20 protein-coding genes are annotated in these 24,835 nt (G+C 70.4%); 11 read left to right on the top strand and 9 right to left on the bottom strand.

Annotation, left to right across the window (positions count from 1 at the left end; all coding sequences use genetic code 11):
* Nucleotides 1-184: 184 nt before the first annotated feature.
* The 3 genes from ACTIGN_RS02825 (at nucleotide 185) to ACTIGN_RS02815 (ending at nucleotide 3,623) form a co-directional block, all read left to right on the top strand.
* Entirely contained in the window at nucleotides 185-1,507 is a 1,323-nt protein-coding gene (locus ACTIGN_RS02825) for a nucleotide sugar dehydrogenase (protein WP_439621109.1), read from the top strand.
* Between the two features lie 111 nt (nucleotides 1,508-1,618).
* Nucleotides 1,619-2,005, top strand: a complete 387-nt coding sequence (locus tag ACTIGN_RS02820) for a hypothetical protein (RefSeq protein WP_439621107.1) — start codon at nucleotides 1,619-1,621, stop codon at nucleotides 2,003-2,005.
* A gap of 160 nt (nucleotides 2,006-2,165) precedes the next feature.
* Entirely contained in the window at nucleotides 2,166-3,623 is a 1,458-nt protein-coding gene (locus ACTIGN_RS02815; RefSeq protein ID WP_439621105.1) for a TIGR02996 domain-containing protein, read from the top strand.
* Between the two features lie 141 nt (nucleotides 3,624-3,764).
* On the opposite strand, the gene ACTIGN_RS02810 is transcribed toward ACTIGN_RS02815, so the two are convergent.
* The 5 genes from ACTIGN_RS02810 to ACTIGN_RS02790 form a co-directional block, all read right to left on the bottom strand.
* Nucleotides 3,765-4,727, bottom strand: a complete 963-nt coding sequence (locus ACTIGN_RS02810; protein WP_439621104.1) for a PhoH family protein — start codon at nucleotides 4,725-4,727, stop codon at nucleotides 3,765-3,767.
* Between the two features lie 83 nt (nucleotides 4,728-4,810).
* Nucleotides 4,811-5,653: a phosphatidate cytidylyltransferase gene (locus ACTIGN_RS02805; RefSeq protein ID WP_439621102.1), complete on the bottom strand. Its 843-nt coding sequence runs from the start codon at nucleotides 5,651-5,653 to the stop codon at nucleotides 4,811-4,813.
* Complete coding sequence (locus tag ACTIGN_RS02800) at nucleotides 5,650-6,429, bottom strand: isoprenyl transferase (protein WP_439621100.1); 780 nt, start codon at nucleotides 6,427-6,429, stop codon at nucleotides 5,650-5,652. The genes ACTIGN_RS02805 and ACTIGN_RS02800 overlap by 4 nt, the downstream gene beginning before the upstream one ends.
* Nucleotides 6,430-6,533: 104 nt before the next feature.
* The gene (locus ACTIGN_RS02795) at nucleotides 6,534-7,913 is read right to left on the bottom strand and encodes a mercuric reductase (protein ID WP_439621098.1); all 1,380 of its coding nucleotides are present in this window, start codon (nucleotides 7,911-7,913) and stop codon (nucleotides 6,534-6,536) included.
* Nucleotides 7,914-7,928: 15 nt separating this feature from the next.
* Nucleotides 7,929-9,227: an adenylosuccinate synthase gene (locus tag ACTIGN_RS02790; protein WP_439621096.1), complete on the bottom strand. Its 1,299-nt coding sequence runs from the start codon at nucleotides 9,225-9,227 to the stop codon at nucleotides 7,929-7,931.
* A 448-nt stretch (nucleotides 9,228-9,675) separates the two neighbouring features.
* On the opposite strand from ACTIGN_RS02790, the gene ACTIGN_RS02785 reads away from it, so the two are divergent.
* Nucleotides 9,676-11,370: an arylsulfatase gene (locus ACTIGN_RS02785; RefSeq protein WP_439621094.1), complete on the top strand. Its 1,695-nt coding sequence runs from the start codon at nucleotides 9,676-9,678 to the stop codon at nucleotides 11,368-11,370.
* Between the two features lie 366 nt (nucleotides 11,371-11,736).
* Here ACTIGN_RS02785 and ACTIGN_RS02780 read toward each other — a convergent pair whose 3' ends face one another.
* Together ACTIGN_RS02780 and ACTIGN_RS02775 are read right to left on the bottom strand one after the other, a co-directional pair.
* Nucleotides 11,737-14,871: an efflux RND transporter permease subunit gene (locus ACTIGN_RS02780; RefSeq protein WP_439621092.1), complete on the bottom strand. Its 3,135-nt coding sequence runs from the start codon at nucleotides 14,869-14,871 to the stop codon at nucleotides 11,737-11,739.
* Nucleotides 14,868-15,995, bottom strand: coding sequence for an efflux RND transporter periplasmic adaptor subunit (locus ACTIGN_RS02775; protein ID WP_439621091.1), 1,128 nt, complete (start codon nucleotides 15,993-15,995; stop codon nucleotides 14,868-14,870). Before ACTIGN_RS02775 ends, ACTIGN_RS02780 begins: the two co-directional genes overlap by 4 nt.
* A gap of 294 nt (nucleotides 15,996-16,289) precedes the next feature.
* Between ACTIGN_RS02775 and ACTIGN_RS02770 the strand changes: the two genes are divergently transcribed.
* Complete coding sequence (locus tag ACTIGN_RS02770) at nucleotides 16,290-17,597, top strand: CpaF family protein (RefSeq protein ID WP_439621089.1); 1,308 nt, start codon at nucleotides 16,290-16,292, stop codon at nucleotides 17,595-17,597.
* 2 nt (nucleotides 17,598-17,599) lie between these two features.
* Here the strand turns inward: ACTIGN_RS02770 and ACTIGN_RS02765 are convergent, their stop codons facing one another.
* On the bottom strand, nucleotides 17,600-18,724 hold the full coding sequence (locus ACTIGN_RS02765) for an AAA family ATPase (protein WP_439621087.1): 1,125 nt from the start codon (nucleotides 18,722-18,724) through the stop codon (nucleotides 17,600-17,602).
* Between the two features lie 483 nt (nucleotides 18,725-19,207).
* Between ACTIGN_RS02765 and ACTIGN_RS02760 the strand changes: the two genes are divergently transcribed.
* The 3 genes from ACTIGN_RS02760 (at nucleotide 19,208) to ACTIGN_RS02750 (ending at nucleotide 20,981) form a co-directional block, all read left to right on the top strand.
* The gene (locus tag ACTIGN_RS02760) at nucleotides 19,208-19,663 is read left to right on the top strand and encodes a response regulator (RefSeq protein WP_439621085.1); all 456 of its coding nucleotides are present in this window, start codon (nucleotides 19,208-19,210) and stop codon (nucleotides 19,661-19,663) included.
* A gap of 483 nt (nucleotides 19,664-20,146) precedes the next feature.
* Nucleotides 20,147-20,632 carry a hypothetical protein gene (locus ACTIGN_RS02755; RefSeq protein WP_439621084.1) on the top strand — a complete coding sequence of 162 codons (486 nt, stop codon included), beginning with the start codon at nucleotides 20,147-20,149 and terminating at the stop codon, nucleotides 20,630-20,632.
* Between the two features lie 115 nt (nucleotides 20,633-20,747).
* Nucleotides 20,748-20,981 carry a hypothetical protein gene (locus ACTIGN_RS02750; RefSeq protein ID WP_439621082.1) on the top strand — a complete coding sequence of 78 codons (234 nt, stop codon included), beginning with the start codon at nucleotides 20,748-20,750 and terminating at the stop codon, nucleotides 20,979-20,981.
* Nucleotides 20,982-21,049: 68 nt separating this feature from the next.
* Here ACTIGN_RS02750 and ACTIGN_RS02745 read toward each other — a convergent pair whose 3' ends face one another.
* Nucleotides 21,050-23,224, bottom strand: coding sequence for a hypothetical protein (locus ACTIGN_RS02745; RefSeq protein WP_439621081.1), 2,175 nt, complete (start codon nucleotides 23,222-23,224; stop codon nucleotides 21,050-21,052).
* Nucleotides 23,225-23,386: 162 nt separating this feature from the next.
* Between ACTIGN_RS02745 and queF the strand changes: the two genes are divergently transcribed.
* From queF to ACTIGN_RS02730, 3 genes are all read left to right on the top strand, one after another.
* Complete coding sequence (queF, locus tag ACTIGN_RS02740; RefSeq protein ID WP_439621080.1) at nucleotides 23,387-23,758, top strand: preQ(1) synthase; 372 nt, start codon at nucleotides 23,387-23,389, stop codon at nucleotides 23,756-23,758.
* Nucleotides 23,759-23,839: 81 nt separating this feature from the next.
* Entirely contained in the window at nucleotides 23,840-24,256 is a 417-nt protein-coding gene (locus tag ACTIGN_RS02735) for a phage holin family protein (protein WP_439621079.1), read from the top strand.
* Nucleotides 24,257-24,393: 137 nt separating this feature from the next.
* The gene (locus tag ACTIGN_RS02730; RefSeq protein ID WP_439621077.1) at nucleotides 24,394-24,780 is read left to right on the top strand and encodes a hypothetical protein; all 387 of its coding nucleotides are present in this window, start codon (nucleotides 24,394-24,396) and stop codon (nucleotides 24,778-24,780) included.
* The last annotated feature ends 55 nt before the right edge of the window (nucleotides 24,781-24,835 follow it).

Genomic DNA, 24,835 nt, shown 5'->3' with positions numbered 1-24,835 from the left:
CTGTGAGGCCGGTGCTTGGGGGCATCCCGAAGCACCGGCCTCACAGAGGCCGGCTACAGTTTAGGCTCTTCGAATTCGTACTCGCACCCCTTCGCGGAACTCGCGTTGACAGGCCCGTTCGTTCCGGGGCATCATCCCGCCATCGCTCGTGGCACTGTCCCGCTCCAAGGACGGATGGGAACGCATGTCGAACGCAACCGCCGCGCTGCTCGCGCGCATCCAGAACAAGACGGCTACCGTCGGAATCATCGGCCTCGGGTACGTCGGGCTCCCGCTCGCACGGGCCTTCACCGCGGCCGGGATCCGCGTCCTCGGCTTCGACATCGACCCCGGCAAGGTCGCGAAGCTGAACGCGGGCAAGTCGTACATCAAGCAAATCCCGGACGCGGCCGTCGCCGGCATGCGGGCCGGGGGGTTCGAGGCCACGGACCGGTTCGACCGGCTCGACGAGCCGGACGCGGTGCTCGTGTGCGTGCCGACCCCGCTCACCGAGTCCCGCGAGCCGGACCTCACCTACGTGGTGAACTCGGCCCACGCCATCGCCGCGAAGCTCCGCAGGGGGCAGCTCGTCGTCCTCGAGAGCACGACCTACCCGACGACGACGCGGAACGTGGTGCTGCCGGTGCTGGAGCGCGGCGGGCTCGTCGCGGGCCGCGACTTCTTCCTCGCGTTCAGCCCCGAGCGCGAGGACCCGGGCAACGCGACGTTCTCGGTCACGAGCATCCCGAAGGTCGTCGGCGGGCTCGACGACGCGAGCGGCGACGTCGCGTGCGCCCTGTACGGGGCGGTCGTTCCGAAGGTGGTCCGCGTCTCGACCCCCGAGGTCGCCGAGGCGTGCAAGATCCTGGAGAACACGTACCGCGCGATCAACATCGCGCTGGTGAACGAGATGAAGGTGCTCTACGACCGCATGGGCATCGACGTGTGGGAGGTGATCGAGGCGGCGAAGACCAAGCCGTTCGGGTTCCAGGCGTTCTACCCCGGCCCCGGCCTGGGCGGGCACTGCATCCCGCTCGACCCGTTCTACCTGTCGTGGATCGCGAAGCACTACGGGTTCAACACCCGGTTCATCGAGCTGGCCGGCGAGGTGAACACGGCGATGCCGGCGTACGTCGTCACCAAGGTGGCCGACGCACTCAACGACGCGGGCAAGGCCGTCAAGGGTAGCCGCGTGCTGATCCTCGGCATGGCGTACAAGAAGGACATCGACGACCCCCGCGAGTCGCCCGGGTTCGAGCTGATGGACCTGCTGCTCAAGAAGGGCGCAGCCGTCACGTACAGCGACCCGCACATCCCCGAGCTGCCGCGGATGCGGCACTGGCCGCACCTGAGCATGACCAGCACCCCACTGACCCCCGAGTTCCTCGCGGGCCAGGACGCGGTGCTGATCGCCACGGACCACACCGCGTTCGACTACAAGTTCATCGTCGAGCACAGCAAGCTCGTCATCGACACGCGGAACGCCACGAAGGCCGTGGCGGATCGCGAAAAAGTCGTCCGCGCGTGAGTTCGGGTGTGTCGGGTGTACCGGGGATCGGGTATATCGGAAGCAGAGGGCCGGGGGCGTTTTCCCCGACACCCGATCCCCGATCCCCGACACCCGATCCCCGAGCCGCGCATGTACCGCGCCTGTGGCCTCATCAAGTCGGACACCGATTTCACGCTCGACGAGGCGTTCGCCCGCCTCAAGGCGAAGTTCCCCGGGCACACGGTGACCCGGGCCGCCGACCGGGTGGTCGTCGCGCAGGGGAACTGGTCGATCATGATGACGGTGCTGTCCGGCCCGGACGTGCGCGACGAGACGCAGGGGATCGCGGACAAGATCGCGGGCCTGGAGCAGGCCGAGACCGAGGCCTACGTCGCCACCGGCCGCCGCGTCGAGGCGTCGAGCGACGACCCGGACCCGTTCATGGAGCACTTCAACGACTACCTGTTGGTGGTCGAGGTCCTCAAGTCGTTCCGCGGCCTCCTCGCCGTGGACCCGAAGGAACCCGGCGTGCTGTGACCGAGATGGTAGGTCACTCGCTCCGCGAGTGACACCGGCCGCTCAATCCGTGCGCGCGGTCACCTCCGTTGCGCCGGGGTGCGACTCGCGGAGCGAGTCGCCTACTTTCCACCCGCCTCCGCGGCTTTAACGGGACACCGCCCCGCGGTACGATGGCGGCATGTCCACCGAAGCCGCCCTGCTCCGCGCCATCCGCGACTGCCCGGACGACGACACGCCGCGGCTCGTGTACGCCGACCTCGTCGAGGAGGACGGCGACGCGGCCCGCGGCGAGTTCATCCGGGTTCAGGTCGCACTCGCCCGCACCCCGGAAACCGACCCGGCCCGCAACGCCCTCGAAGACCGCGAGCACGAACTGCTCGCCGAGAACCAGGCCCGCTGGCTCGGCGTCCCGCCCGACACCGACGGCCTGCTCGGGTGGCCGTTCGCTCGCGGCTTCGTTGAAGAGATCGCGGCGACACCCAACTTCATGTTGAACGAGGGCTCTGACCTCTGTGCCGCGAATCCGGTGCGGCGCTGGCGGGTCGGGTCGTCGCAGAGCGACATGGCCGAGGACTTGATCGAAGCCGGCCGCCGCGGGTGGTTCTCGCGCCTCGAAGCACTCAACCTCTCCGGTTGGTTCCAGTCGATCGGTGAGATGGAACGCTTCCTGACCCGCTCCGACTTTGGGCGCCTCCGGGAGCTGGACCTGAGCACGTGCGTCGGGCTCGATGATCTGCCGGCAATTTTGCATCGTTCGCCATGCCGCGAGCAGTTAAACGTTCTGCGCATTGGGACCAGTAGCATCGGGATGTGGGATGTCGTTGACCTCGATACGGAGGAGTTAACCCGCGCGCTAGCTCCCACGCGTCTCACCCAACTGAGCGCACCGATGTGCGAACTCACCGCCGACGACATCCGTCGGGTGCTCGAGAGCGATTGCTGCTGCGAACTCACCGGGCTCGACGTCAACCACAACCAGATTGAACCCGACGCCTGGGACGCCTTCCAGATCGCGAAGTGCCGGCTGCGGTCGCTCGACCTGTCGGGCACGCCGCTCGGAGCGATCTCACTGGAGAACGTACTGCGGCAGGAGTCGCTCTCCGAGTTGCGCGTGCTGCACCTGAACCGTTGCGGCAGCGCGATGGCGAACATGCAAGCGCTGGCCGCGTCACGTTACTGGTCGCAGGCCGAGGAGTTGCACATGCGGGAGGGCACGATCCCGGAGCGCTCGCTGGAACCGCTGCTCCGCTCGGACGGGCCGCCGGGCCTGCGAGTGCTCTCCGTGGGCGGAAACTACTTCCGCGACGAGGGGGTCCGCGGGCTGTGCGGCGCGAAGTGGGCCGGCTCGCTGACGACTCTCGACCTGTCACGCAACTACCTGACCGACGAGGCGGCACGGCTGATCGCCGGGTGCGAACGCTTCACGCACTTGCGGTCACTCAATCTGGATCACAACAACCACTACGACCAGCCCGGGGCCGACCCGGGCGACCGCATCACCGATGCGGGCCTTCGCGCGATCATCGAGAGCCCGCACCTCGCGAACCTGCGGCACCTCGATGTGAGCGGCCTTCAGTTCAACGGCGACACCCGTGCGGCGCTGGAGGGGCGGTTCGGCCGCGGGCTGCGGGGGTAATTCAGTCCGCTGCAAGCGTACCCGCGTGCAAGTGCGGCTTCTGGTCCGGGCCCGAGCGCCGAGCGAGGGGTTCACGCTCACCCCTCGCTCGGCGCTCGGGCCCGGACGGAGAGCGATCCGCGGCATCTGGCACGGCCGGCCTCACGTCGCCGAGCGCTTGCCCCGCGTCTCCTCCTCGTAGGCCTTCACGATCCGCGTCACGAGCGGGTTGCGGACGATGTCGCCCTGGTCCAGGTGGACGATCGCGAGGCCCTCGACGTCCTTGAGCCGCTGGAGCGCGTCGCCCAGGCCGCTCTTCACCGTCTTGGGCAGGTCGGTCTGGGTCGGGTCGCCGGTCACCACGATCTTCGAGTTCAGGCCCATCCGGGTGAGGAACATCTTCATCTGCGTCGGCGTCGCGTTCTGCCCCTCGTCCAGGATGATGACGGAGCTGTTGAGGGTCCGGCCCCGCATGTAGGCGAGGGGCAGGATCTCGATGATGTCGTTCTCCATGTACTTCGTGACGGTCTCGGCGTCCATGATCTCGGCGAGGGCGTCGAACAGCGGCCGCAGGTACGGGCTGATCTTCGCCACGAGGTCGCCGGGGAGGAACCCGAGCCGCTCGCCGGCCTCGACCGCGGGCCGCACGAGCACGATCTTCTTCACCGTCCCGGCCCGGAGCAGGCCGACCGCCCAGCCGACCGCGAGGTACGTCTTGCCGCTGCCCGCCGGGCCGACGCAGATGACGACGTCGTGCGTCTTGAGCGCCTGGACGTACCGGCCCTGGCCGTCGGTGCGGGCCCGCAGGTTCCGGCCCGACTCCATCGTGGTGACGCTGTCGCTCTTCTCGGCCCCGCCGCGGACCACGTCGGTCACCGACCGCACGTCCTCGGCCACCAGCTTCCCCTTGCGGCGGAGCATCTGGCGGAGCTGCTGGAACGCGCGCTCGGCCTGGTCGACGGCGGCGGGCGGCCCCTCGATCTGGAGCATGTCGCCGCGGGCCACGACCTTCACCCCGAGCGCGTCGCGGACGGTCCGCAGGTAGGCGTCCCGCGGGCCGAACAAGATGACGGCCTCGTCGCGGCTGTCGAGGGTCAGGTTCCGGATCACGTTCGAATCGGACATGAGTTGGTTCCGAGGGTTGGCCGCACGCGCCGCAGTCAAGGACACGAATTATAGCCGCAGGTGATCGCCATTTCTCACGCCGCTCACGCCCAGCAGAACCACAGGTACGCCACGGGGGCGGCGAACAGCACGGCGTCCACCACGTCGAGCAGGCCGCCGAACCCGGGGATGCTCTTGGCGGCGTCCTTCATCTGGCAGTCGCGCTTGACGAGCGACTCGGCCAGGTCGCCGAGGACGCCCGCGAGGCCGACCACGAGGCCGAACGCGACCGCTTCCGCGATGCCCCGCGGGAACACCGGCACGTAAGCCCCGACGCCGACCGCGACCGCCACGCCGCCGAGGAACCCGCCGGCGAGCCCCTCCCACGTCTTCTTCGGGCTCAGCAGCGGGGTCATCTTGTGCTTGCCGAGGAACGTCCCGGTGAAGAACGCGGCGATGTCGTTGCACTTCGGCACGAAGATCGTCAGCGCCAGGAGCCACGCCGTGTGGTCGCGGGGCAGGAACCGGACCTGCGCGAAGAAGCACGGCAGCACGCCGACGTAGGCGACCGCGAACATCGTCGTCCCGAGCCGCGGCACCACCACGCCCGGCTCGCCGGTGTAGCGGTACATTTCGAGGAGCATCGCGGCGATGACCGTGGCGGCGAGCGTGAACACAACGAGCGGCCACACCGAGCCGGACCCGAACGCGACCGGGAACCAGTTCGCGGCGATGCACAGCGAAGTGCCGGTGACGACGAGGCACTCCGACGGGCGGATGGGTGCGGGGAACAGCGCGACGAGTTCGCGGCCGGCGATGACGCCGAGGGCCAGCAGGCACACGAACAGGCACGGGAACGCGCCGGGGGCGAGGTGGTCGTCGCCGACGAGAATGCCGCCGGCCGCGAGGGCGAGGACCGAGCCGACGAGTACCCGGGTGCGGATCATGGGTTCGGCCCGGGGGTTTCAGTCGTGAGGCCGCCGAACCGGCGCTCGCGGCGCGCGTAGTCGCGGAGCGCCTCGTGCAACAGGTCGGGGCCGAACTCGGGCCAGAACTTGGGCGTCACCCATAGCTCGGCGTAGGAGATTTGCCAGAGCAGGTAGTTCGACACGCGCATCTCGCCGGCCGTGCGGACGAGTAGGTCCGGGTCCGGCATCCCGCCGGTGTACAGCGACCGCGAGACGAGTTCCTCGTCGATCCGCTCGGGGGCCAGTTCGCCGCGTTGAACGCGCTCGGCGAGCGAACGCACCGCGTCGACGATCTCGGCCCGGCTACCATAGTTGATCGCGAGGCACAGCGTCAGGCCGGTGTTGTCGCGCGTGAGCCGCGTGTTCTCGTCGATCTCGGCGAGCACCTCGGCGGGGAGCCCGTCGCGGCGGCCGATCACGGTGAACCGGATGTTCTGCGCGAGGATCTTGGGCCGCTCGGCGAGGAGGTACTCCTTGAGCAGCGCCATGAGGAAGTCGATCTCGGGCTTGGGCCGCTTCCAATTCTCGGAGCTGAGGCAGTACAGCGTGAGCTGACCGAGCCCGAGGCGGCAGCACTCTTCCGTGACCTCGTCCACCGACTTCGCGCCGCGGGCGTGCCCCTCGACGCGCTCCTTGCCCTGCGCCCTCGCCCACCGCCCGTTGCCGTCCATGATGATCGCGACGTGCCGCGGCAGCTTCGCGGGGTCGAGCCCGACGGAGGCGGCGTGGGCGGCGGGGTCGTGTGGGTCGGCCATCGGGTTCCGTTTTTGTTGGGTGGGGCAGGCATTCTTGCCTGCCTCCCAGTGCGGCTGGCGGCAGGCAAGAATGCCTGCCCCACCAACCACAACGGGCGGGTGCGTCACTCCGCCCGTGCGAACAGGTCGTTGAGTCCTTCGGCCATCGTCGGGTGGGCGAACACCACGTCGCGGACGGCGGTGTACGGCAACCCGCCGAGCATCGCCATCTGCACCGCGGCCATGATCTCGCCGCCCTCGGCGAGCAGGACCGACGCGCCGAGGATCTTGTTCGTCTCCGCGTCGATCACGGCCTTCAGCAACCCGCGGGTCTCGCCGCTCGTCACGGCTCGGGCGATCGCGGACGCCGGCAGCTTCGCGACCTTGATCTTCAGCCCCTTCTTGCGGGCCTCGTCCTCGGTCAGCCCGACGCGACCCAACTCGGGGTCGGTGAACAAAGTGTACGGCATCATGCGGTCGGCGGTGCTGCGGTTCGCGCCGTTCAGGTTCGCGAACACGATGCGGAAGTCGTCGAGCGAGGCGTGGGTGAACTGCGGCCCACCGTTGACGTCGCCCAGCGCCCACACGTCGGGCGCGGTCGTCTCCAGCTTGGCGTTCACCTTCACGAACCCGCGGGCGTCGGTCTCCACGCCGGCCGCCGCGAGGTTGAGCCCCTCGGTGTTCGGCACGCGGCCGACGGCGACGAGCAGGTGCGAGCCCGCGACCACTCGCTCGCCGACCGCAGTCTTGAGCGTCACCTTCACGCCGCTGCCCGAGACTCCCGACGCCGCGACCACCTCGGCCCCGCTGACGACCTCGATCCCCTCGTGTGCGAAGACGCTCAGGAGTTCGTCGCTGACGTCCTTGTCTTCGCGGGGCAGGAACCGGGCGGCGCGATCGACGACCGTGACCTTCGAGCCGAACCGCCGGAAGATCTGCGCGAACTCGCACCCGATGTACCCGCCGCCGATCACGAACAGGTGCTCGGGCAGGTGGGCGAGTTCCTGCACGGTCTCGCTGTTGAGGGGGTTCGTTGCGGCGAGTTCGGGTGCGGGGGCGGCCGGCCGCGTGCCGGTGTTGATGAACACCTTCTCGGCGGTGATCGACCGCGTGCCGCCGTCGCGGAGCTGAACGTCGAACGCCTTGGGACCGGTAAAGTGTGCCGTGCCGATGACGAGCGTCATTCCGGACTTGTCGAACCCTGCCTGGTTGCGGGCGACCATCGAAGCGACGACCTCGTGCCGCCGCTTCCGCACCCCGACCTGGTCGTGCGGGCCGACCGTGACGATGATCCCGAACTCGGCCGCCCGCCGCACCATCTCGGCGACCTTCGCGGACCGCACCATCGTCTTCGTCGGGATGCACGCGACGTTGATGCACGTCCCGCCGATCATCCCCCGCTCGACCATGACCACGCGCCGGCCGGCCGACGCCAGCTTCATCGCGAGGGTCTTGCCGCCCTTCCCCCCGCCGACGACCGCGAACTCGAACTGTTCGGCTGGCATGGGCACCTCGGGAAGTCACCGCACGCGGATGGTCTGCTCGCGGCCGGGGCCGACCGACACGACCGACACCGGCAGGCCGACCATCTCGCTGACGCGGTCCACGTACCGGCGGGCCGCGGCGGGGAGGTCCGCCAGCGTGCGGCACGTCGTGATGTCCTCGGTCCAGCCCGGGAGCGTCTCGTACACCGGCTTGCACCGCTCCAGGTCGTGCGCGTCGGAGGTGAAGTGGGTGCGGCGCTCGCCGTCGAGGTCGTACCCGACGCACAGCTTCAACTCGGGCAGGCCGCTCAGCACGTCGAGCAGCATGAGCGTGATCTCGTCGGCCCCGGCGAGCGCGGCGGTGTAGCGCACGGCGACCGCGTCGAACCACCCCGTGCGCCGCGGGCGGCCGGTGACGGTGCCGTACTCTTTGCCAACCTTGCGAATCCGCTCGCCGGTCCCGTCCATGCCGTCGTCGAGTTCGGTCGGGAACGGGCCGCGGCCGACGCGGGTGGTGTACGCCTTCACGACGCCGATGATCCGCGTCACGTTCTTCGCCGGCAGGCCGGACCCGCTCCACATGCCCGACGGCAGGCTGCTGGAACTGGTGACGAACGGGTAGGTGCCGTGGTCGACGTCGAGCAGGCTCCCCTGGGCCGCCTCGAACAGCACCCGCTTGCCGGCCTTCACCGAGTCGTGCAGCAGGCGGGCCGTGTCGGTGACGTAGGGGCGGATGCGCTCGGCGTACTTCAGGTACTCGTCGGCGATCGCGGTCGCGTCGAACACCTTCGCACCGGCCGCGCCGTCGGCGAAGGCGGTCATGAGCCGGTTCTTGAACGGCACGACCTGGCGGAGCCGCTCGCGGAGGTGGTCGGGCCGCAGGAGCTCGCCCACGCGGATCGCGAACCGCCGCCCGACCTTGTCCTGGTAGCACGGCCCGATGCCGCGGCCGGTGGTGCCGATCTTCCCCTCGCCGCCGCTCTCGGCCAACCGCTCCTCTTCCATGTGGTACGGGAAGATGACGTGCGCGTGGTCGCTGAGCACGAGCCGCTTCGAGATGTCCACCCCGCCGTCGAGGAGCGTCTTCACCTCTTCGAGGAACCGCGGCGGGTACACGACGACGCCGTTACCGATCACGGACGTGACGCTCGGGCGGATGACGCCGGTCGGGAGGAGCGAGAGCTTGAACGTCTTGCCCTCCACCACGACGGTGTGCCCGGCGTTGGCCCCGCCGTTGTACCGGACGACCATGTCGAACTCGTCGCCGATGAGGTCGACGATCTTGCCCTTGGCCTCGTCGCCCCACTGAAGCCCGACCACGCACGTTCCGGCCATTGCGAACCTGTCTGGAGAGCGAGTTGCGAAAAGCGCCGGCGGGTGTCGAGTGCCAGCAAAAACGCCCGGGACGTTCCCGGGCGGATCGGTCCGTGACGCACCCGAATCACGGTAGCCCCCGGGTGCCGGGGCGTCAAGGGTGCGGGGCGGGGCGGGTGCCGGTGAGGGGGCCGGGCGGCGGTCGAGGAGCCCAGGCGCCCGGCGAGCCGGGAGCGTCAGCGACCGGAGGTGCGCGATCAATAAGAACTCCGGTCGCTGACGCTCCCGGCTCACCAGGATCGTGCGACTTCGACGAGCGCCAGAGAGGGGGTAGCGCTACCCCCTCTCTGGCGCTCGGGGTTCGCCCGGACCCCCGCCCGCGGAACTCGCCCGTGGGATCGGGGTTTCAGCCCGTGCCACTCCGGTAGAATGACGCCCTCTCTCCACTCCCCACCGCGGAGAAGTCGCAATGACCCGCAGAACGCTGCTCCTGGCGCTCGCCGCTGTCGCGTGCGCCGCGCCTCCCGGCCGGGCCGCCGACAAGCCGAACCTGATCGTCATCATGTCCGACGACATGGGGTTCTCGGACCTCGGGTGCTACGGCGGCGAGATCGCCACCCCGAACCTCGACGCGCTCGCGGCCGGCGGCGTGCGGTTCACGCAGTTCTACAACACCGCCCGGTGCTGCCCGACGCGGGCCAGCTTGCTCACCGGGCTGTACCCGCACCAGGCCGGGATCGGCCACATGATGGAGGACAAGGGGACGAACCACCCGGGCTACCGCGGGAACCTCAACGACTCGTGCCGCACCGTCGCCGAGGTGCTCAAGCCCGCGGGGTACCGCACCTACGCGGTCGGCAAGTGGCACGTCACCCCGCACGCCGGCGGGGACGGCCCGAAGCACAACTGGCCGCTCGCCCGCGGGTTCGACCGGTACTACGGCACGATCCACGGGGCCGGGAGCTTCTACGACCCGTCGTCGCTGGTCCGCGACGACACCATGATCTCGCCGTTCGCCGACCCGGAGTACAAGCCCGCGACGTACTACTACACCGACGCGATCTCGGACCACGCCGTGCGGTTCGTCGGCGACCACGCGAAGGACAGCGCCGGCAAGCCGTACTTCCTCTACGTCGCGTACACCGCCGCGCACTGGCCCATGCACGCGCTCCCGGAGGACGTCGCGAAGTACAAGGGCAAGTACGACGCCGGGTACGGCCCGGCCCGCGCCGCCCGGTTCGAGAAGGCCGCGAAGCTCGGGCTGATCGACCCGAAGCAGCCGATGGCCCCGCAGGCCGGCGACTGGGACGCGGTGAGCGACAAGACGTGGGAGGCGGCCGGCATGGAGGTGTACGCCGCGATGGTGGACCGCATGGACCAGGGGATCGGCAAGCTCGTCGCCGAGCTGAAGCGGACCGGCCAGCTCGACAACACGCTGATCCTGTTCCTGCAAGACAACGGCGGGTGCGCCGAGCCGATGGGCCGCACCGGGAACAAGGACCACCCGAACGTCGGGCGGCCCGAGAAGCCGACGCTGCCGGCGATGAAGCCCGAGGAGTTCGCCGCCGGCGGCAGCGTCCCGAGGCAGACCCGCGACGGGTTCCCGGTGCGGATGGGGCCGAAGGTGGTGCCCGGCGGCCCGGACACCTACGTCGCGTACGGCCGCGGCTGGGCGAACGTCAGCAACACGCCGTTCCGCGAGTACAAGCACTGGGTCCACGAGGGCGGCATCAGCACGCCCCTGATTGCGCACTGGCCGAAGGGGATCGCAACGAAGGGCGAACTGCGGCACACGCCGGGGCACCTGATCGACGTCGCCGCGACGTGCTACGACCTCGCCGGGGCCGAGTACCCGAAGACGGTGGGCGGACGCGCGGTCACCCCACTGGAGGGCACGAGCCTCGCGCCGGCGTTCGCGGGCAGGCCGCTGGCCCGCGACCTGTTCTGGGAGCACGAGGGCAACCGGGCCGTCCGCAGCGGGGACTGGAAGCTCGTCGCCAAGCACGGCGGCGCGTGGGAACTGTACGACATCGCGAAGGACCGCCCCGAGTTCACCGACCTCGCCGCGAAGCACCCCGACACGGTCAAGGAACTCGCCGCGAAGTACGACGCCTGGGCGAAGCGGGCGCTCGTCGAGCCCTGGCCCGTCGGCGGGAAGAAGTAGTAACGGGCGGGAGCCGCACTTCGGGCGAGCCGTGTGGTGATACGCGGCGCGCCACGGGCCACCGGAAGCGAGCCGTTGGTAGGGCCGGCTGTGCCGGCCGAAGCCATGCCGAGCCGATCGCGCGGGTTCCGGCCGGCACAGCCGGCCCTACTTCGGGTTCGGTCCGCCAGTCCCGAGACCGCGTTTCTCGTGTGGCATGAACGTCTGTTCCGCCGATTGCGAGGGCCTGGGGATCGTTTGCGAGGCTCTCGGCATCGTTCGCGAGGAGTTGGGGTCGTTTGCGAAGAGTTGGGGTCGTTTGCGAAGAGTTCGCATCGTTCGCGAAGACCCCTCCCCAGAATCGCCGCAACCGTTTCTCGCCCGATCTCAACCCGGTCCCTCGCGTCCCGTCGCGGCTGTTGCGCTTTCGGGCCCTGCCGTGCGGCGGCGGAACCGGAGCTTGTCGAGGTACACGTAGTACACCGGGGTGAAGTACAGCGTCAGCACCTGCGACACGAGCAGCCCGCCGACGACGGCGAGCCCGAGCGGCCGCCGGGCCTCGGCCCCGGCCCCCCACCCCAGCGCGATCGGCAGCGCCCCGAACAGCGCCGCCATCGTCGTCATCATGATCGGCCGGAACCGCACCAGCGACGCCTCGTAGATCGCCTCCCGGGCCGTCTTCCCCTGCCGCTCGGCCTCCATCGCGAAGTCGATCATCATGATCGCGTTCTTCTTCACGATGCCGATGAGCATGATGAGCCCGACCACCGAGAACAGGTTCAGCTCGCTGCGGAACAGTTGGAGCGTCAGCAGCGCGCCGACCCCGGCCGACGGCAGCCCCGAGAGGATCGTGATCGGGTGGATGAAGCTCTCGTACAGCATCCCCATGACGAGGTAGATCACCACCACCGCGGCGATCAGGAGCAGCCCGAGCCCGCGGACGGACCGCTCGAACTCCTTGGCCGTGCCCTGGAAGTTCGTCGTGAGCGCCGGGGGCAGTTCGTCGCGGGCCGCGGCGTCGATCTCGGCCAGCGCCACGCCCAGCGACACGCCGGGCCGCAGGTCGAACGAGATCGTCACCGACGGGAGCTGGCCCGTGTGGTTCACCGAGAGCGGTCCGACCCCGCGGTCCACCTTCACCAGCGTGTCGATCGGCACCAGCACCCCGCTGGACGACAGCACGAACAGCCGCGAGAGCAGCGTCGGGTCCTTCTGGAACGCGAGGTCGGCCTCGAGGATGACGCGGTACTCGTTGTCGGGGGCGTAGATCGTCGAGACCTGCCGCGACCCGTAGGCGTTGGCGAGCGCGTCCTCGATCTGCCGGGCCGAGACCCCGTGGGCCGTCGCCTTGTCGCGGTCGATCCGCACGTTCACCTGCGGGGTGCGGATCTGGAGGTCGCTGTTCACCTCGGTGATCCCGGGCATCTCCCGCATCCGGGCCTCGAGCCGCGGCGCGGCGGCGTACAGCGACTCGGTGTCCGGGCTCTGGACCGTGAGCTGGTACTGGCTCTTGGCCGAGCGGCCGCCGATGCGGATCGGGGGCGGGTTCTGGAAGTACGTCCGCACCCCGGTGACCCCGGCCGTCTTGCGCCGCAACTGGGTGACGACCTCGTTGGCCGACAGCGGCCGCTCGTGCCGCGGCTTGAGCCGCACGAACACGGTCCCGGTGTTCCCGCTGCCGACGGTGTTGCTCACGGCCTCGACGTTCTCGTCGGCCCGGATGATCTCGGTGATGCGGGCCTGGATCGCGACCATGCCGCGGAACGACACGTCCTCCGGCCCCTCGATCACGCCGCTGAGCCGCCCCGCGTCCTCGTTCGGGATGAACCCCTTGGGGAGGATCGCGAGGTAGTACCCGGTCCCGGCGATGAACCCGAGCGACACCACGAGCACCAGGAACCGCACCCGCAGCGTCCACCGGAGGGTGCGGGCGTAGACCGCGAGCATGGCGTCGAACACGCCCTCGGTGGCCCGGGACAGCAGCCCCGGCCGGCGGCCGCTCGCGTGCCCGTGCCCGCCGCGGAGGAACAGGGCGCACAGCATCGGCGTCAGCGTCACCGAGACGAACCCGGACACGGCGATGGCGACCGAGATGGTGACGGCGAACTCGCGGAGCAGCCGGCCGACCATCCCGCCCAGGAACAGCACCGGGATGAACACCGCGATCAGCGACACGGTCATCGACACGATGGTGAACCCGACCTCGGCCGCGCCGTCGAGCGCCGCCCGGGCCGGCGTCTTCCCCATGTCGAGGTGCCGGACGATGTTCTCCAGCATCACGATCGCGTCGTCCACGACGAACCCGACCGCGAGCGTCAGCGCCAGCAGCGACAGGTTGTCGAGCGTGTACCCGAGCAGGTGCATGACGCCGAACGTCCCGATGATGGAGACCGGCAGCGCCAGGCTCGGGATGATGGTGGCGCGGACGTTCCGCAGGAACAGGAAGATCGACAGGACGACGAGCCCGAGCGCGATCAGGAGCGTGACCTGCACGTCGTCGATCGACTCGCGGATCGGGGCCGAGCGGTCGAACTGGACCGACAACTTCACCGCCGGCGGGAGCTGCGCCTGGAGCGTCGGGAGCAGCGCCTTCACCGCGTCGGCTACGGCCACGGTGTTCGCCCCGGGCTGCCGCTGCACCGCGAGGATGATGGACCGCGACGGGTCGCTCATGACCCCGTCCGGCCCCCGCTCCGAGAACCACGCGGCGTTCCGGTCGTTCTCGACCCCGTCAATCACCGAGCCGAGTTCGCCGAGCCGCACCGGGCTGCCGCTGCGGTACGCGACGATCACGTTCCGGTACTGCCGGGCCTCGGTGAGCTGGCCCGTGGCCTGGATGTTGAACGCGCGGCGGTCGCCCTGGAACGCGCCGGTCGGCAGGCTCACGTTCGAGTCGCGGAGCGCCGCCGACACCTGGTCGATGCCGATGCCGCGGGCGGCCAGCACGGTCGGGTCCACCTGCACCCGGATCGAGCGCTTCTGCCGCCCGTACACGAGCACCTGCGCCACGCCGTTGACCAGCGACAGCCGCTGGCCGACGACCGACTCGCCGTACTCGTTGACCGTGTACAGCGGGAGCGTGTCGGACCGCAGCGCCAGCAGCAGGATCGGCGCGTCGGCCGGGTTCACCTTGCGGAACGACGGCGGGCTCGGCATGTCCGGCGGGAGCGACCGGGCCACCTTGGCGATGGCCGACTGCACGTCGAGCGCGGCGTCGTCGATGTTCCGGTCGAGGCTGAACTGGAGCGCGATCGACGTGGACCCGAGCACGCTGTTGCTCGACATGCTGTCGAGCCCGGGGATCGTCGTGAACTCCTTTTCGAGCGGGGTCGCGACGGCCGCGGCCATCGTCTCGGGGCTGGCCCCCGGCAGCGCCGCGGCCACCTCGATGGTCGGGAAGTCCACGTTCGGCAGGTCGCTGACCGGGAGCGCGGAGTACCCCATCGCCCCGGCGAGGACGACCGCGACGGTCATGAGCGTCGTCATGACCGGGCGGAGGATGAACGGCGAGGAGAGGTTCACTTCGCGCCCCCCGCGGTGGCCGTGGGGGCGGCCGGCTTCGAACGCACGTCCACCTTCATCCCCGGGGCGACCCGGAGCTGCCCGTCGGTGACGACCACCTCGCCGGGCCTGACGCCGCTGGCGACGACCGCCTGGCCGCCGGCCTCGAACGCGACGGTGACCGGCCGCGCCTCGGCCGCGTCCCCGGCCCCGACGACGTACACGTAGCTCCCCTGCTGCCCGGCCTGCACCGCGGCGACGGGAACCAGGACACTGTTGGGCCGCTCGCCGAGCGTGAGCGTCACGTCCACGAACAGCCCCGGCCACAGCTTCCGGTCCTCGTTCCCGAACACCGCCTTGCACGCGAGGGTGCCGGTGCCGGGGTCCACGGTGTTGTCGATGAACTGGAGCGTGCCGGCGGCGAGCGGCCCGCCCCCGCGGAGGTCGGCCTCGACCCGCAGCGGCCCCGCGAGCCGGGCGGCCGCCAGCAGCGGGAGCTGCTGCTCGGGCACGGAGAACGCGACCGTGATCGGGCTGATCTGGTTGAGCACCACGAGCGGGTTCAGGTCCGTCGAGGCGACCAGGTTGCCGCGGGTGGCGAGGATGGCCCCGGCCCGGCCGTCGATCGGGGCGGTGATGGTGGTGAACTCGGCCTGGAGCCGGGCCGCGTTGGCGGCGGCCTCGTCGGCGGCGACCGCGGCCCGCGCACTGTCGACGGCGGTCCTCGCGGCGTCCAGTTCGGCCTGCGACCCCGCCGTCAGCCCGATCTGCGTCGCCCGCCGCAGGGTCAGCTCGGCCCCCTTGAACAGGGCCGTGCTCTTGGCGACGTTCGCCTCCGCGAGCTTGACCGCGGCCTCGTAGGGCCGGGCGTCGATGGTGAAGAGCTTGTCGCCCTTCTTCACGTCGGTCCCCTCGGTGAAGTGGACCTCGGTGATCTGGCCCGGAACGCGGGGCCGCACGCTCACGGTCGAGATCACCTTCACCGACCCGATCGCGCGGATCTGCACGGGGACGGTCTTCTGCTCGGCGACGGCAACGGACACCGGGGGCGGCGGCGACTCGGGCCGGCCGGCCGGCGTCCGGGCGCACCCGAGCTGGACCACGAGCACCAGGCCGGCCGCGAGAGCGAGGGAGCGAATGGGCATTGGCAGCGAGCCCGTGTGGCAGGGGGTGGGCGGCGAGGACGGTCATTGTAGCGGGAGCGGCCGCGGGGCGAACCCCGGCCCGGCGCGCGGGTCTGGCACACCGCCGTGCGGTCCCGGCACACGGACCCGCGTGCGACGGGGCCGCCCATCCACTCGCCGCGACGCCGGGGGGTGATCGGCGCCACGTTTCGAAGGGCGATTCGACCGATCCGGCCGCCAGGGCCGCTCCGGCACGCGCCTTGCGTTGTTCGGCCCCCCGACTCGAACCGCACACACGCCCACGGCCCACCGCCCATGACGACCACCACGCCGCCGCCCGCCACCCCCGGGTACGACGCCCGGCGGCAGGCGCTCCACAACCGCCTGGTAGACGGCCTGAACCTCAAGGCCATGTTCGAGATCCCCGAGGACCGCCGCCGGGCCGAGATGCGGACCGCGATCGACCGCATGATCGACGCCGAGCCGGGGCTCGTCCACGCGGGCGAGCGGCAGCGGATGGTCTCCGAGATGCTCGACGACGTCCTCGGGCTGGGGCCGCTGGAGCCCCTGCTCCACGACCCGACCGTCAGCGACATCCTGGTGAACGGGGCGCACGAGGTGTACGTCGACCGCCGCGGCCGGCTCGAACTGACCGAGGTCCGGTTCCGGGACGACGCGCACGTCATGCAGGTCCTCGACCGCATCGTGTCGCGGCTCGGCCGGCGGATCGACGAGACGAGCCCGATGGTGGACGCGCGCCTGGCCGACGGGTCCCGGGTCAACGCCGTGATCCCGCCCCTGGCGCTGAAGGGGCCGACCATCAGCATCCGCCGGTTCGGGACCAAGCCGCTCACGCTCGACGACCTGCTCCGGTTCAAGATGCTCACCCCGGAGATGGCGAAGTTCTTCGAGGCCGCCATCAAGGCGCGGATGAACGTCGTCATCAGCGGCGGCACCGGGAGCGGGAAGACGACGCTCCTGAACACGCTGTCGCGGTTCATCCCCGACGGGGAGCGGGTCGTGACCATCGAGGACGCGGCCGAGTTGCAGCTCCAGCAGCGGCACGTCGTCCCGCTGGAGACCCGGCCGCCGAACACCGAGGGCAAGGGCCAGGTCACCACCCGCGACCTGCTCCGGAACTGCCTGCGGATGCGGCCCGACCGGATCGTCGTCGGCGAGTGCCGCGGGGGCGAGGCGTTCGACATGCTCCAGGCCATGAACACGGGGCACGACGGGTCCCTCACCACGCTCCACGCGAACACCCCGCGGGACGCGCTGGCCCGGCTGGAAACGATGATCATGATGGCCGGGTTCGAGCTCCCGGTGAAGGCCATGCGGCAGCAGATCAGCTCGGCCGTGAACCTCGTCATCCAGGTGTCCCGGCTCCAGGGCGGGGTGCGGAAGGTGACGAGCGTGACCGAGGTGCTGGGCATGGAGGGCGACGTCATCATCCTGCAAGACATCTTCGAGTACCGCAAGCAGGGCGTCCGGGAGAGCGGCAAGGCCTACGGGCAGTTCCGGGCGACGGGGGTGCGGCCGGCGTGCGTGCCGCGGATGGAGGCGGCCAACGCGCACCTCCCGGCCGACCTGTTCGCCGAGCGGGTGCTGATGGCCGACGGGTGACGTCACTCGGCCGGGGGCGGCCCGAGGAGGCGGGCGACGAGGCGGCCCAGGTCGGCCAGCGCCCGCGAGCGCGGGGCCTTGGCCCGCAGCGGGACGCCGGCGTTCACCGACGCGGTCCACGCCTCCGGGTCGTCGGCCACCGCCCAGACCGCGTCCACGTGAAGGAGCTCCATGACCTTCCGGGGGTCGGCCCCGCCCTGGTGCGGGTCGTACCGGTCGAGGACGACGTGCCGGACCCCGGCCGACCGGCGGGCCGCGAGCTGGTCGTGGAACTGCTTGAGCGAGTACACCGCGGGCACCTGCTGCCCGCCGACGAGGACCACGTCCTCGGCCGCAGCCAGGGTGTCGAACTGTGCGGCGTCGAACGTGTTCGGGACGTACAGGACGACGCAGTCGGTCACCTGGCGGGTCAGGTCAATGAGCTTGGCGAGCCGGGCCGGGTCCGGGGTCTGGAGGGCGATCCCCGTGAGCGGCCCGGGGAGGAGCCGGAGCCGCTCTCCGACCGGCGTGAGGGCCTGCTGCACGGCGCTGAGCGTGAGCGGCTCGGGGCGGGTGAGCAGTTCGTGCGACCCGCCAGACCGCGGCACGGTCGCCAGGTACGAGTTCAGCCGGCCGAACCGGGCCGTGGGCTCGGCCAAAACGCAATCGACCCGCCAGTGGCCCGCGATCTCCGACGCGAGGTTGACCGCGAAGGCCGAGGCGTCGATGTCGGGGACGGCCGCCACCGCGATCAGCCGGCCGACCCGCGCGGCCCGCCCGAACTGCCGCAGCACGACCCCCAGGGCGAGCGCCAGGTCGCCCTCGTCCCACGGGACCGGGACGAGCTGCGCGGCCCCGGCGCGGCTGACCTCGTACAGCGCCGCCGCGTCGCACTCGCGCTCGACGAGGGCCACCACGGGCGACCCGGGGACCGTCTCGGCGAGCGCCCGGACGACCTCGGTGTCCTCGGGCCGCTGGAGCCAGACCGCGAACAGCCGGGGCTGGGACCCGGACGGGTGCCACCCCGCCCGGAGCGCGGCGAGGTCGGCGAACCGGCCCTCGATCGCCGCGCTCGCGTCGGCGAGGACGCCCACCAGGGAGTCGACCCGGTCCGGGGGTCCGACGTAGACGACGCGGTACGGGTACACTCGGGAACCGCCTTTGGAACGCCCGACCGGCCCCGAGCGGGGAGCAAGACAACTGCGGGCCGGTCGAACGGGAGAGCAGGGGCCGCGCCCCAATACTACCCGAGCCGCCACCGTCCGGGAGGGACTTCGGGTTCGCTTTGCCCGAACTCCGCCGGCCGTGAACCGCCCGACTCGGACCGGGTGACGCGGTCGTGCCGTACCGCGGAATCGACCCCGGGCACCGCTTGAGCAGCCGACTGCCCATGTGCCCTTGGGCCGAGGCGGGTCCGGCGGTCCCACCCGCTCCGAGCGCGGCGCGCGCTTGCGGCCGCGGCGGAACTCGCGGGGCCCGGCCTGAACTTCCTCCGATCGCTTCCCGCGCGTCGCACGTCGGGTGCGGCGCCGCATCAAACTTTTGATCCGGCGGCGATGAAAAGTGAGTGAGGACGGTCACTTGCGTCGGAGTCGGCCCCTGAGTTGCAGCGATCAGGGGGAGGGGGTTTTATGCGCGAAGATACCGAGCCCGTGCTGCGGGTGCTGTGCGTGGACGACAACCGCGACACGGCGGACAGTATTGCGGCGCTCCTGGAGATCGTCGGGTTCGAGGTCCGGGCGTGCTACGACGGCCCCACCGCCCTCGCCGTTGCGAAGACGTTTCTCCCCGAGGCGTGCGTCCTGGACCTGAACATGCCCGTGATGGCCGGGGACGAGTTGGGGCGGCGGATCCGCCAGAGCGTGTGCGGCATCGGGACGCTCCTCGTCGCCCTGACCGCCCTCCCGGAGGACGAGGCCCGCCGCCGGGCCTCCGACGCCGGCTTCGACCTCTTCCTGACCAAGCCCGTCGACCCAGACCGCCTCGCGAACGTCCTGATCGACATCGCCATCCTGCGCGCGCCGCCCTCCTCGCACCCGTCGGCGCAGCTCGTACTCCCGCCGCCCCGGACCCCGCCGGCAGAATAGCGCGAACTCCCGGGGTGCGGCACGGGAGTCCGGTGTGGGTGTCCCCCGGGCGGAACACTCCAACGTAGATTCTTCCGGACGAATGGGATGGTTCCGGACTTCATAATGGTTCCGGACGTGGGGTGGGGGAGTCACCCGGAACCATTCTGGCACCGTACCACAACTGTGCGCGACGGCTCACCCGCTTTGGTCCGGATTGTGGTGTCGTGCCCAATTGCCCGCCGATTGATTACTTCTTGTCCCGGGCGTTGATCATTTCCCTATAATAAGTTATCGCACAGGACGTGCGGAGCCCGTCGCAGCCCCCTCCGAACGGCCCGTTCGGACACTCGACGGCCCGGTATCGCCCCGCGGCGACGGACCAACACCGCCCGGCCGCTCGCGTCCCGTTGTCCACCTCGCTTCACATTCGCCCTTCCTTAACTCGGCACCGCTTGCGGCACGCGGGAACGCGCGTGGGCGGTTCCGTTCCCGGAGGACCGGATGAATCTGACGGAAATCGAAATCGACCTGGGCTCGGTCGCCATGAACTGCACCGGACCCGAGATCGGCGCAGTCTTCGCCGGTCTGTTGCGGGAGATGCAGCGGATGGCCCCACGCCTCCGAGCGGACGAGGTGAACGCGCTGCGCGAGGTCATGAGCCGCGAGAGCGGCACGCTCACGGTGGGGGAGTTGTTCCCGGAGTTCGAGCGCGAGTCCGAGCCGCACCTGACGCTCCGCCGGCTGCGTGCAGCCCAGTTCATCCGCCCCGGCCGCTCCGGCCGGTGGGCCGTCAACGAGCCGATCGAGGTCAAGCCGTTCGCCCGCCTGGTGTGGGACCGTCTCGGTGAAGGTGCGCTCTTCCCGCGTCCGGAACTCGACGAGAACGTGCTGTCGGACGAGACCCCGACGCCGGGCGAGCACCCGCCCGCGACGTGGGACGACAACGTCCTCGACCTCGGGGACTTCCCGGAGGAGAAGCGGCCGTAGTGCGGCCCGTCGGGATTGGCACGGGGGTTGCTATACCTCTCGTCCATCACGGTCGCCGGGCCGATAACTCCGGCTCACGGAACCGACCCCAACCTGGTAGCAAGGAGAACGGACCATGGCCGATACCATCAAGGGCAAGCTGACCGAGGCCGGCAACGCGATCAGCGAGACCGCGTCGAAGGTGGGCAACCGGATCGCGGAGAAGGCGGAAGAGGTGAAGGACTGGGGCAAGCAGAAGCTGAACCAGGCCGGCAACCGCGTCGACGAGGCCACCGAGAAGGCCAAGAACGCGGACGAGGAAGCCCGCGTGGACGAGAACGAAAAGGCCAAGGACTGCGGGTGCTCGTGACCGCCCGCCCGAACGACATTCATCCCCGGCCCGCTCCACTCGGAGCGGGCCGGTTTGTTTTGCGCCCGCTACTTCCCCTTCCCCTCGACCACCACGGCGACCGGCAGCGTCGGGTAACTCGGCCCGGGGCGGGCATTGCCGCCCTTGGGCGGGGCGGCACCGGCCACGCCCCGCAGCACCAGTGGGTACGCTCCCGGCGGCGTGTTCGCGGGCACCTCGATGCTCACCTTCACCTCGGACTTGTCGGCGGCGACGGTGGCGATTGGCGGGGCGGGGTTGTTGCCCTGCGGCTTCGGGCCGAACTGCGGCGTGGCCGAGAACACCTGCACCGCGTCCTTGAACTGCGCGTCGCGGGCCACCTTCACCGTCAGGTCGAACTTGTCGCCGGCCTTCACCCTCGCCTCGGTCTCGGCCACGGTCAGCCGGAACGGGGCGGTGCCGCGTACGGCCAGCGCCAACCCCGGGCCGCGGTCCATTCGCGTGAGCATCGGCACATTCGGCGGCGGCTGGTTCGCCTGCAACCCGGTCGGCGTCCACGTCACGGTGAACGGCCGCGCCTCGGAACTCAGCTTCCCGGCCGTACCGGTCACCGTCACGAACCCGCCGAAGTCCTTCGCGTCGGCGTCGGCCGTGAGGACGAGCGTTCCGCGGGTCTGCCCGGCGGGGATGGTTTGCTGCGGGCACTTCACTCCGGGGGGAAGGTTCTTCGCTTCGAGGGTGACCGGTTCGGCGAACCCGTCCATGCGGAACACGAACACGGTGAACAGCGCCGCACCGTTGCGGGCGAGCGTGCCGGCGTCGGGCATGTGCGGGGTCACGGGCATCACGGCGATGCGGAACTCGGGCTTCTCCTTCGCGATTCGCAGGACGTACTGCTCGCGGACGCCGAACTGGATGCCGGCGTCGCGGGCCGACACGAGGAGCCGGTACGTGCCGTCGGCGGGGGCGACGAACCGGTAGCGGCCGGGGTCTTCGGACTTCGTGTAGAACTGGTTCGGGCTGAGCGTCTCGAGCCCGTCGTCCTGCTCGACGATCACCTTCCCCTTGTCGTCGGTGAGGACGAAGAAGGCGTCGATCTGCGAGCCGAGCCGCTCGGCGAACACCTCGACGGTCCACACGTCGCCCTTCTTCGCGTCGAACGTGTACCAGTGGCGGTCGTTTTTCTTCCCGATCCGCCCGGCAACGTCGCACGGCGGCGCGAGCGCCTGCGCCGCCTCGGGGGTGCCGTTCTTGTCGTTGTCGAGCACCTGTGACCCGTAGGCAAGCAGGGACAGGTTGCCGTCGAGTTGCCGCGACGGGTCGGTGGCGTCGATCATCCCCGCGGTGGGCGGAACGGAGCGGCTCGTTCGGAGGCTACCGGTCCAATCGCCGGGCATGAGCGTCTCATTGGGAACCTTCATGCTCCCCGTGTGCTGCCCGTCCTTGTCGGTGCCGCCGACGTTGCGGCCGTAGTTCGTCCACCCGGTCGCGCTCGGGTACAGGGGCGGGAACGTGGCCTCGACCCACGGTGCGGTGGAAATCGAGAGCCGGTAGAAGTGGTCCGGGCCGCCGGTGGTGTACGCGAACTGCGCCACGCGGACCACGTACTCGCCGTCGGCCGGCACCTTGAAGTCGAGCACCGCGTCGCCGCCGCGGTAGTTGCGGTTCGCCGCGAGGGCCTTGCCGTCGATCGTGCTCACGAGGATGTCGGCCGAGAGGCGGCTGTCGATGCTCGACGCTAGGCACGCGACGACGACGTTCTGCCCGGCCTTCGCCTTGAAGCCGACGTAATCGACGTCCGTGGGGGCCGAGATGACGCCGTTGACGGTCGATTCGAGCGCGACCTTTTGCGCCTGCCCGATGTCGTTGTTCGGCTCGACCTCGTTGGCCTCGACGAGCGTGCCGACCACGAACGTCCGCGGGTTTGTGAGGCCGCCCTTCCCGACGACGCGGACGTCGTACACGCCCGGCTCCTTCGGCGGCGTCACCTTGAACTTCACGGCAGTCGCGGGTTGGCCCTTGGCCTTGGGGTCGGCCTTCGGATCGGGCTTCGTGTCGCCGATGCGCTCGGCCGTGAACCCCTTGGCGCTGAAGAGGAGTTGCTCCTCGCCGGCGAACCCGGTGCGGGTGAACGTGACCTCGACGGGCTCCCCGGCCCGGCCGCCGGGCGGGAACGCGGTGTGCAGTTGCGGGCCGGACTGGGCGGTCGCGAACCCGGTGGCGAGGAGTAAGGCGAGAACGGCAGCGGGGCGAGAGTGGGACACGGCAGCGCTCCTGGCAGGTCCGTGCAGCGTAATCGGCCCCGCCGGGCGGGACAAGGATCAACTGTGCGGCCCCGTGTATCGAAGGCGCGGGGAGCCTATCATAACCGTGTGTCGGCCCGCACCGGGCCGCGATCCGTTCTCATCCCACCAGCCGGACAACGCATGGCCCCGACCGAAACGCCGTCCGCCAGTCAGCTCGAGACGTTCCCGAACCCGCGGCCGGAGCGGGAGTTCACCGTCGAGATCGTGTGCCCCGAGTTTACCAGCGTGTGCCCGAAGACGGGCCAGCCGGACTTCGGCACCATCACGTACACGTACACGCCGGCCGGTTCGTGCGTCGAACTCAAGTCGCTGAAGCTGTACCTCCAGCAGTACCGCACGCAGGGGATCTTCTACGAGCAGGTCACCAACCGGCTGCTCGACGACTTCGTCGCGGCGTGCCACCCGGTGCGGTGCAAGGTCGTATCGGTGTGGACCCCCCGCGGCGGGATCAGCACGACGGTGACGTGCGAGTACGCCGCGGCCACCGGCTGACGCCCCCGCCCCCGGCACGTCAGTTGCTAGTTGTCGGGCCGAGACGGGCGACGTCTCGCGACTCACAACAGGGGGCAGTTCGTGGCACATCCCAAGCGGGCCGCCGAGGAGCCGGACCTCCGCACGCTCCTCGGCGAGATCGTTCAGGACTCGAAGCACCTCGTCGCGCAACAGGTCGCGCTCATCAAGGCCGAAGCCGGGCAGGAACTGACCCGGGCCGGGGTCGGCGTGGCCAAGTGCGCCGGCGGGGCCGGTGCGGCCGCGGCCGGCGGCCTGCTCACCGGGTTCGCGCTGGCCCACCTCCTCCGCGACGCGACCGGGCTGCCGATGTGGGCGTGCTACGTGCTGGCGGCCGGCGGGGTCGGTGCGGCCGGTGCGGCGCTGGTGCGCTCGGGCCGGGCCGACCTGGCCGAGTTGGGGGCGCTGCCGCAGACGACCAAGGCCCTGGGGGAGAACCTCGAATGGCTGAGGGACCGATTGATTCCGGCCGCGGGGTAGAACCGGCGGACCCGGAGGCCATCCGCGCGGCCATGGCCGGGACCCGGGCCGCACTGTCCGAGCACCTTTCGACGCTCACGGGCCGGGTGTTCGGCCCGCGGCAGACACCGACACAAACGCGCACAAGGGGAACGACCGTGGCAGCGACCAAGACCGCGAAGGGCACGAAGAAGGCCGACACCGGCAGTAAGACCGGGGCGGCGAAAGCGACCGGCGCGGCCAAGCCGAAGGCGGCCGCGAAGAGCGGAACCAAGGCCAAGGCCGCCGCGCCGGCGACCGTGAAGAAGGCCGCGAAGACCGTGGCCCGCAAGGCCAAGGACACGACCGGCAAGCTCCTGGAGGGCGCGAAGGAGGTGCTCAAGGACGTGCTGTCCGGGGCCGCGGCGGGCGCCCTGCAGGGGGCCGCCGCGGCGGCCGACGAGCACCTCGACGAAGCGGTCGAGGGGGTCAAGACGCTGAAGGACAAGACCGGCAAGGCGGCCAAGCCCGCGGAGAAGTCGGTGAGCCGGAACGGCAAGAAGTAGCGAGTCAACCGCACCGCGGGAGCGGCCGCTTCCTCCCGCGCCCCGCGACCGAATG

It is taken from the genome of Gemmata sp. (assembly GCF_051859125.1).
Lineage (GTDB): Bacteria > Planctomycetota > Planctomycetia > Gemmatales > Gemmataceae > Gemmata.
Note: the sequence above shows the minus strand (reverse complement) of the source record. Positions and strands in the feature narration are given on the sequence as shown.

What these genes read in the sequence shown, in the direction of transcription:
- ACTIGN_RS02755 (WP_439621084.1), top strand. Translation starts at nt 20,147, where the DNA reads ATGAATCTGACGGAAATCGAAATCGACCTGGGCTCGGTCGCCATGAAC.
- ACTIGN_RS02760 (WP_439621085.1), top strand. Translation starts at nt 19,208, where the DNA reads ATGCGCGAAGATACCGAGCCCGTGCTGCGGGTGCTGTGCGTGGACGAC.
- ACTIGN_RS02810 (WP_439621104.1), bottom strand. Translation starts at nt 4,727, where the DNA reads ATGTCCGATTCGAACGTGATCCGGAACCTGACCCTCGACAGCCGCGAC.
- ACTIGN_RS02805 (WP_439621102.1), bottom strand. Translation starts at nt 5,653, where the DNA reads ATGATCCGCACCCGGGTACTCGTCGGCTCGGTCCTCGCCCTCGCGGCC.
- ACTIGN_RS02790 (WP_439621096.1), bottom strand. Translation starts at nt 9,227, where the DNA reads ATGGCCGGAACGTGCGTGGTCGGGCTTCAGTGGGGCGACGAGGCCAAG.
- ACTIGN_RS02750 (WP_439621082.1), top strand. Translation starts at nt 20,748, where the DNA reads ATGGCCGATACCATCAAGGGCAAGCTGACCGAGGCCGGCAACGCGATC.
- queF (WP_439621080.1), top strand. Translation starts at nt 23,387, where the DNA reads ATGGCCCCGACCGAAACGCCGTCCGCCAGTCAGCTCGAGACGTTCCCG.
- ACTIGN_RS02770 (WP_439621089.1), top strand. Translation starts at nt 16,290, where the DNA reads ATGACGACCACCACGCCGCCGCCCGCCACCCCCGGGTACGACGCCCGG.
- ACTIGN_RS02825 (WP_439621109.1), top strand. Translation starts at nt 185, where the DNA reads ATGTCGAACGCAACCGCCGCGCTGCTCGCGCGCATCCAGAACAAGACG.
- ACTIGN_RS02775 (WP_439621091.1), bottom strand. Translation starts at nt 15,995, where the DNA reads ATGCCCATTCGCTCCCTCGCTCTCGCGGCCGGCCTGGTGCTCGTGGTC.
- ACTIGN_RS02820 (WP_439621107.1), top strand. Translation starts at nt 1,619, where the DNA reads ATGTACCGCGCCTGTGGCCTCATCAAGTCGGACACCGATTTCACGCTC.
- ACTIGN_RS02785 (WP_439621094.1), top strand. Translation starts at nt 9,676, where the DNA reads ATGACCCGCAGAACGCTGCTCCTGGCGCTCGCCGCTGTCGCGTGCGCC.
- ACTIGN_RS02815 (WP_439621105.1), top strand. Translation starts at nt 2,166, where the DNA reads ATGTCCACCGAAGCCGCCCTGCTCCGCGCCATCCGCGACTGCCCGGAC.
- ACTIGN_RS02800 (WP_439621100.1), bottom strand. Translation starts at nt 6,429, where the DNA reads ATGGCCGACCCACACGACCCCGCCGCCCACGCCGCCTCCGTCGGGCTC.
- ACTIGN_RS02795 (WP_439621098.1), bottom strand. Translation starts at nt 7,913, where the DNA reads ATGCCAGCCGAACAGTTCGAGTTCGCGGTCGTCGGCGGGGGGAAGGGC.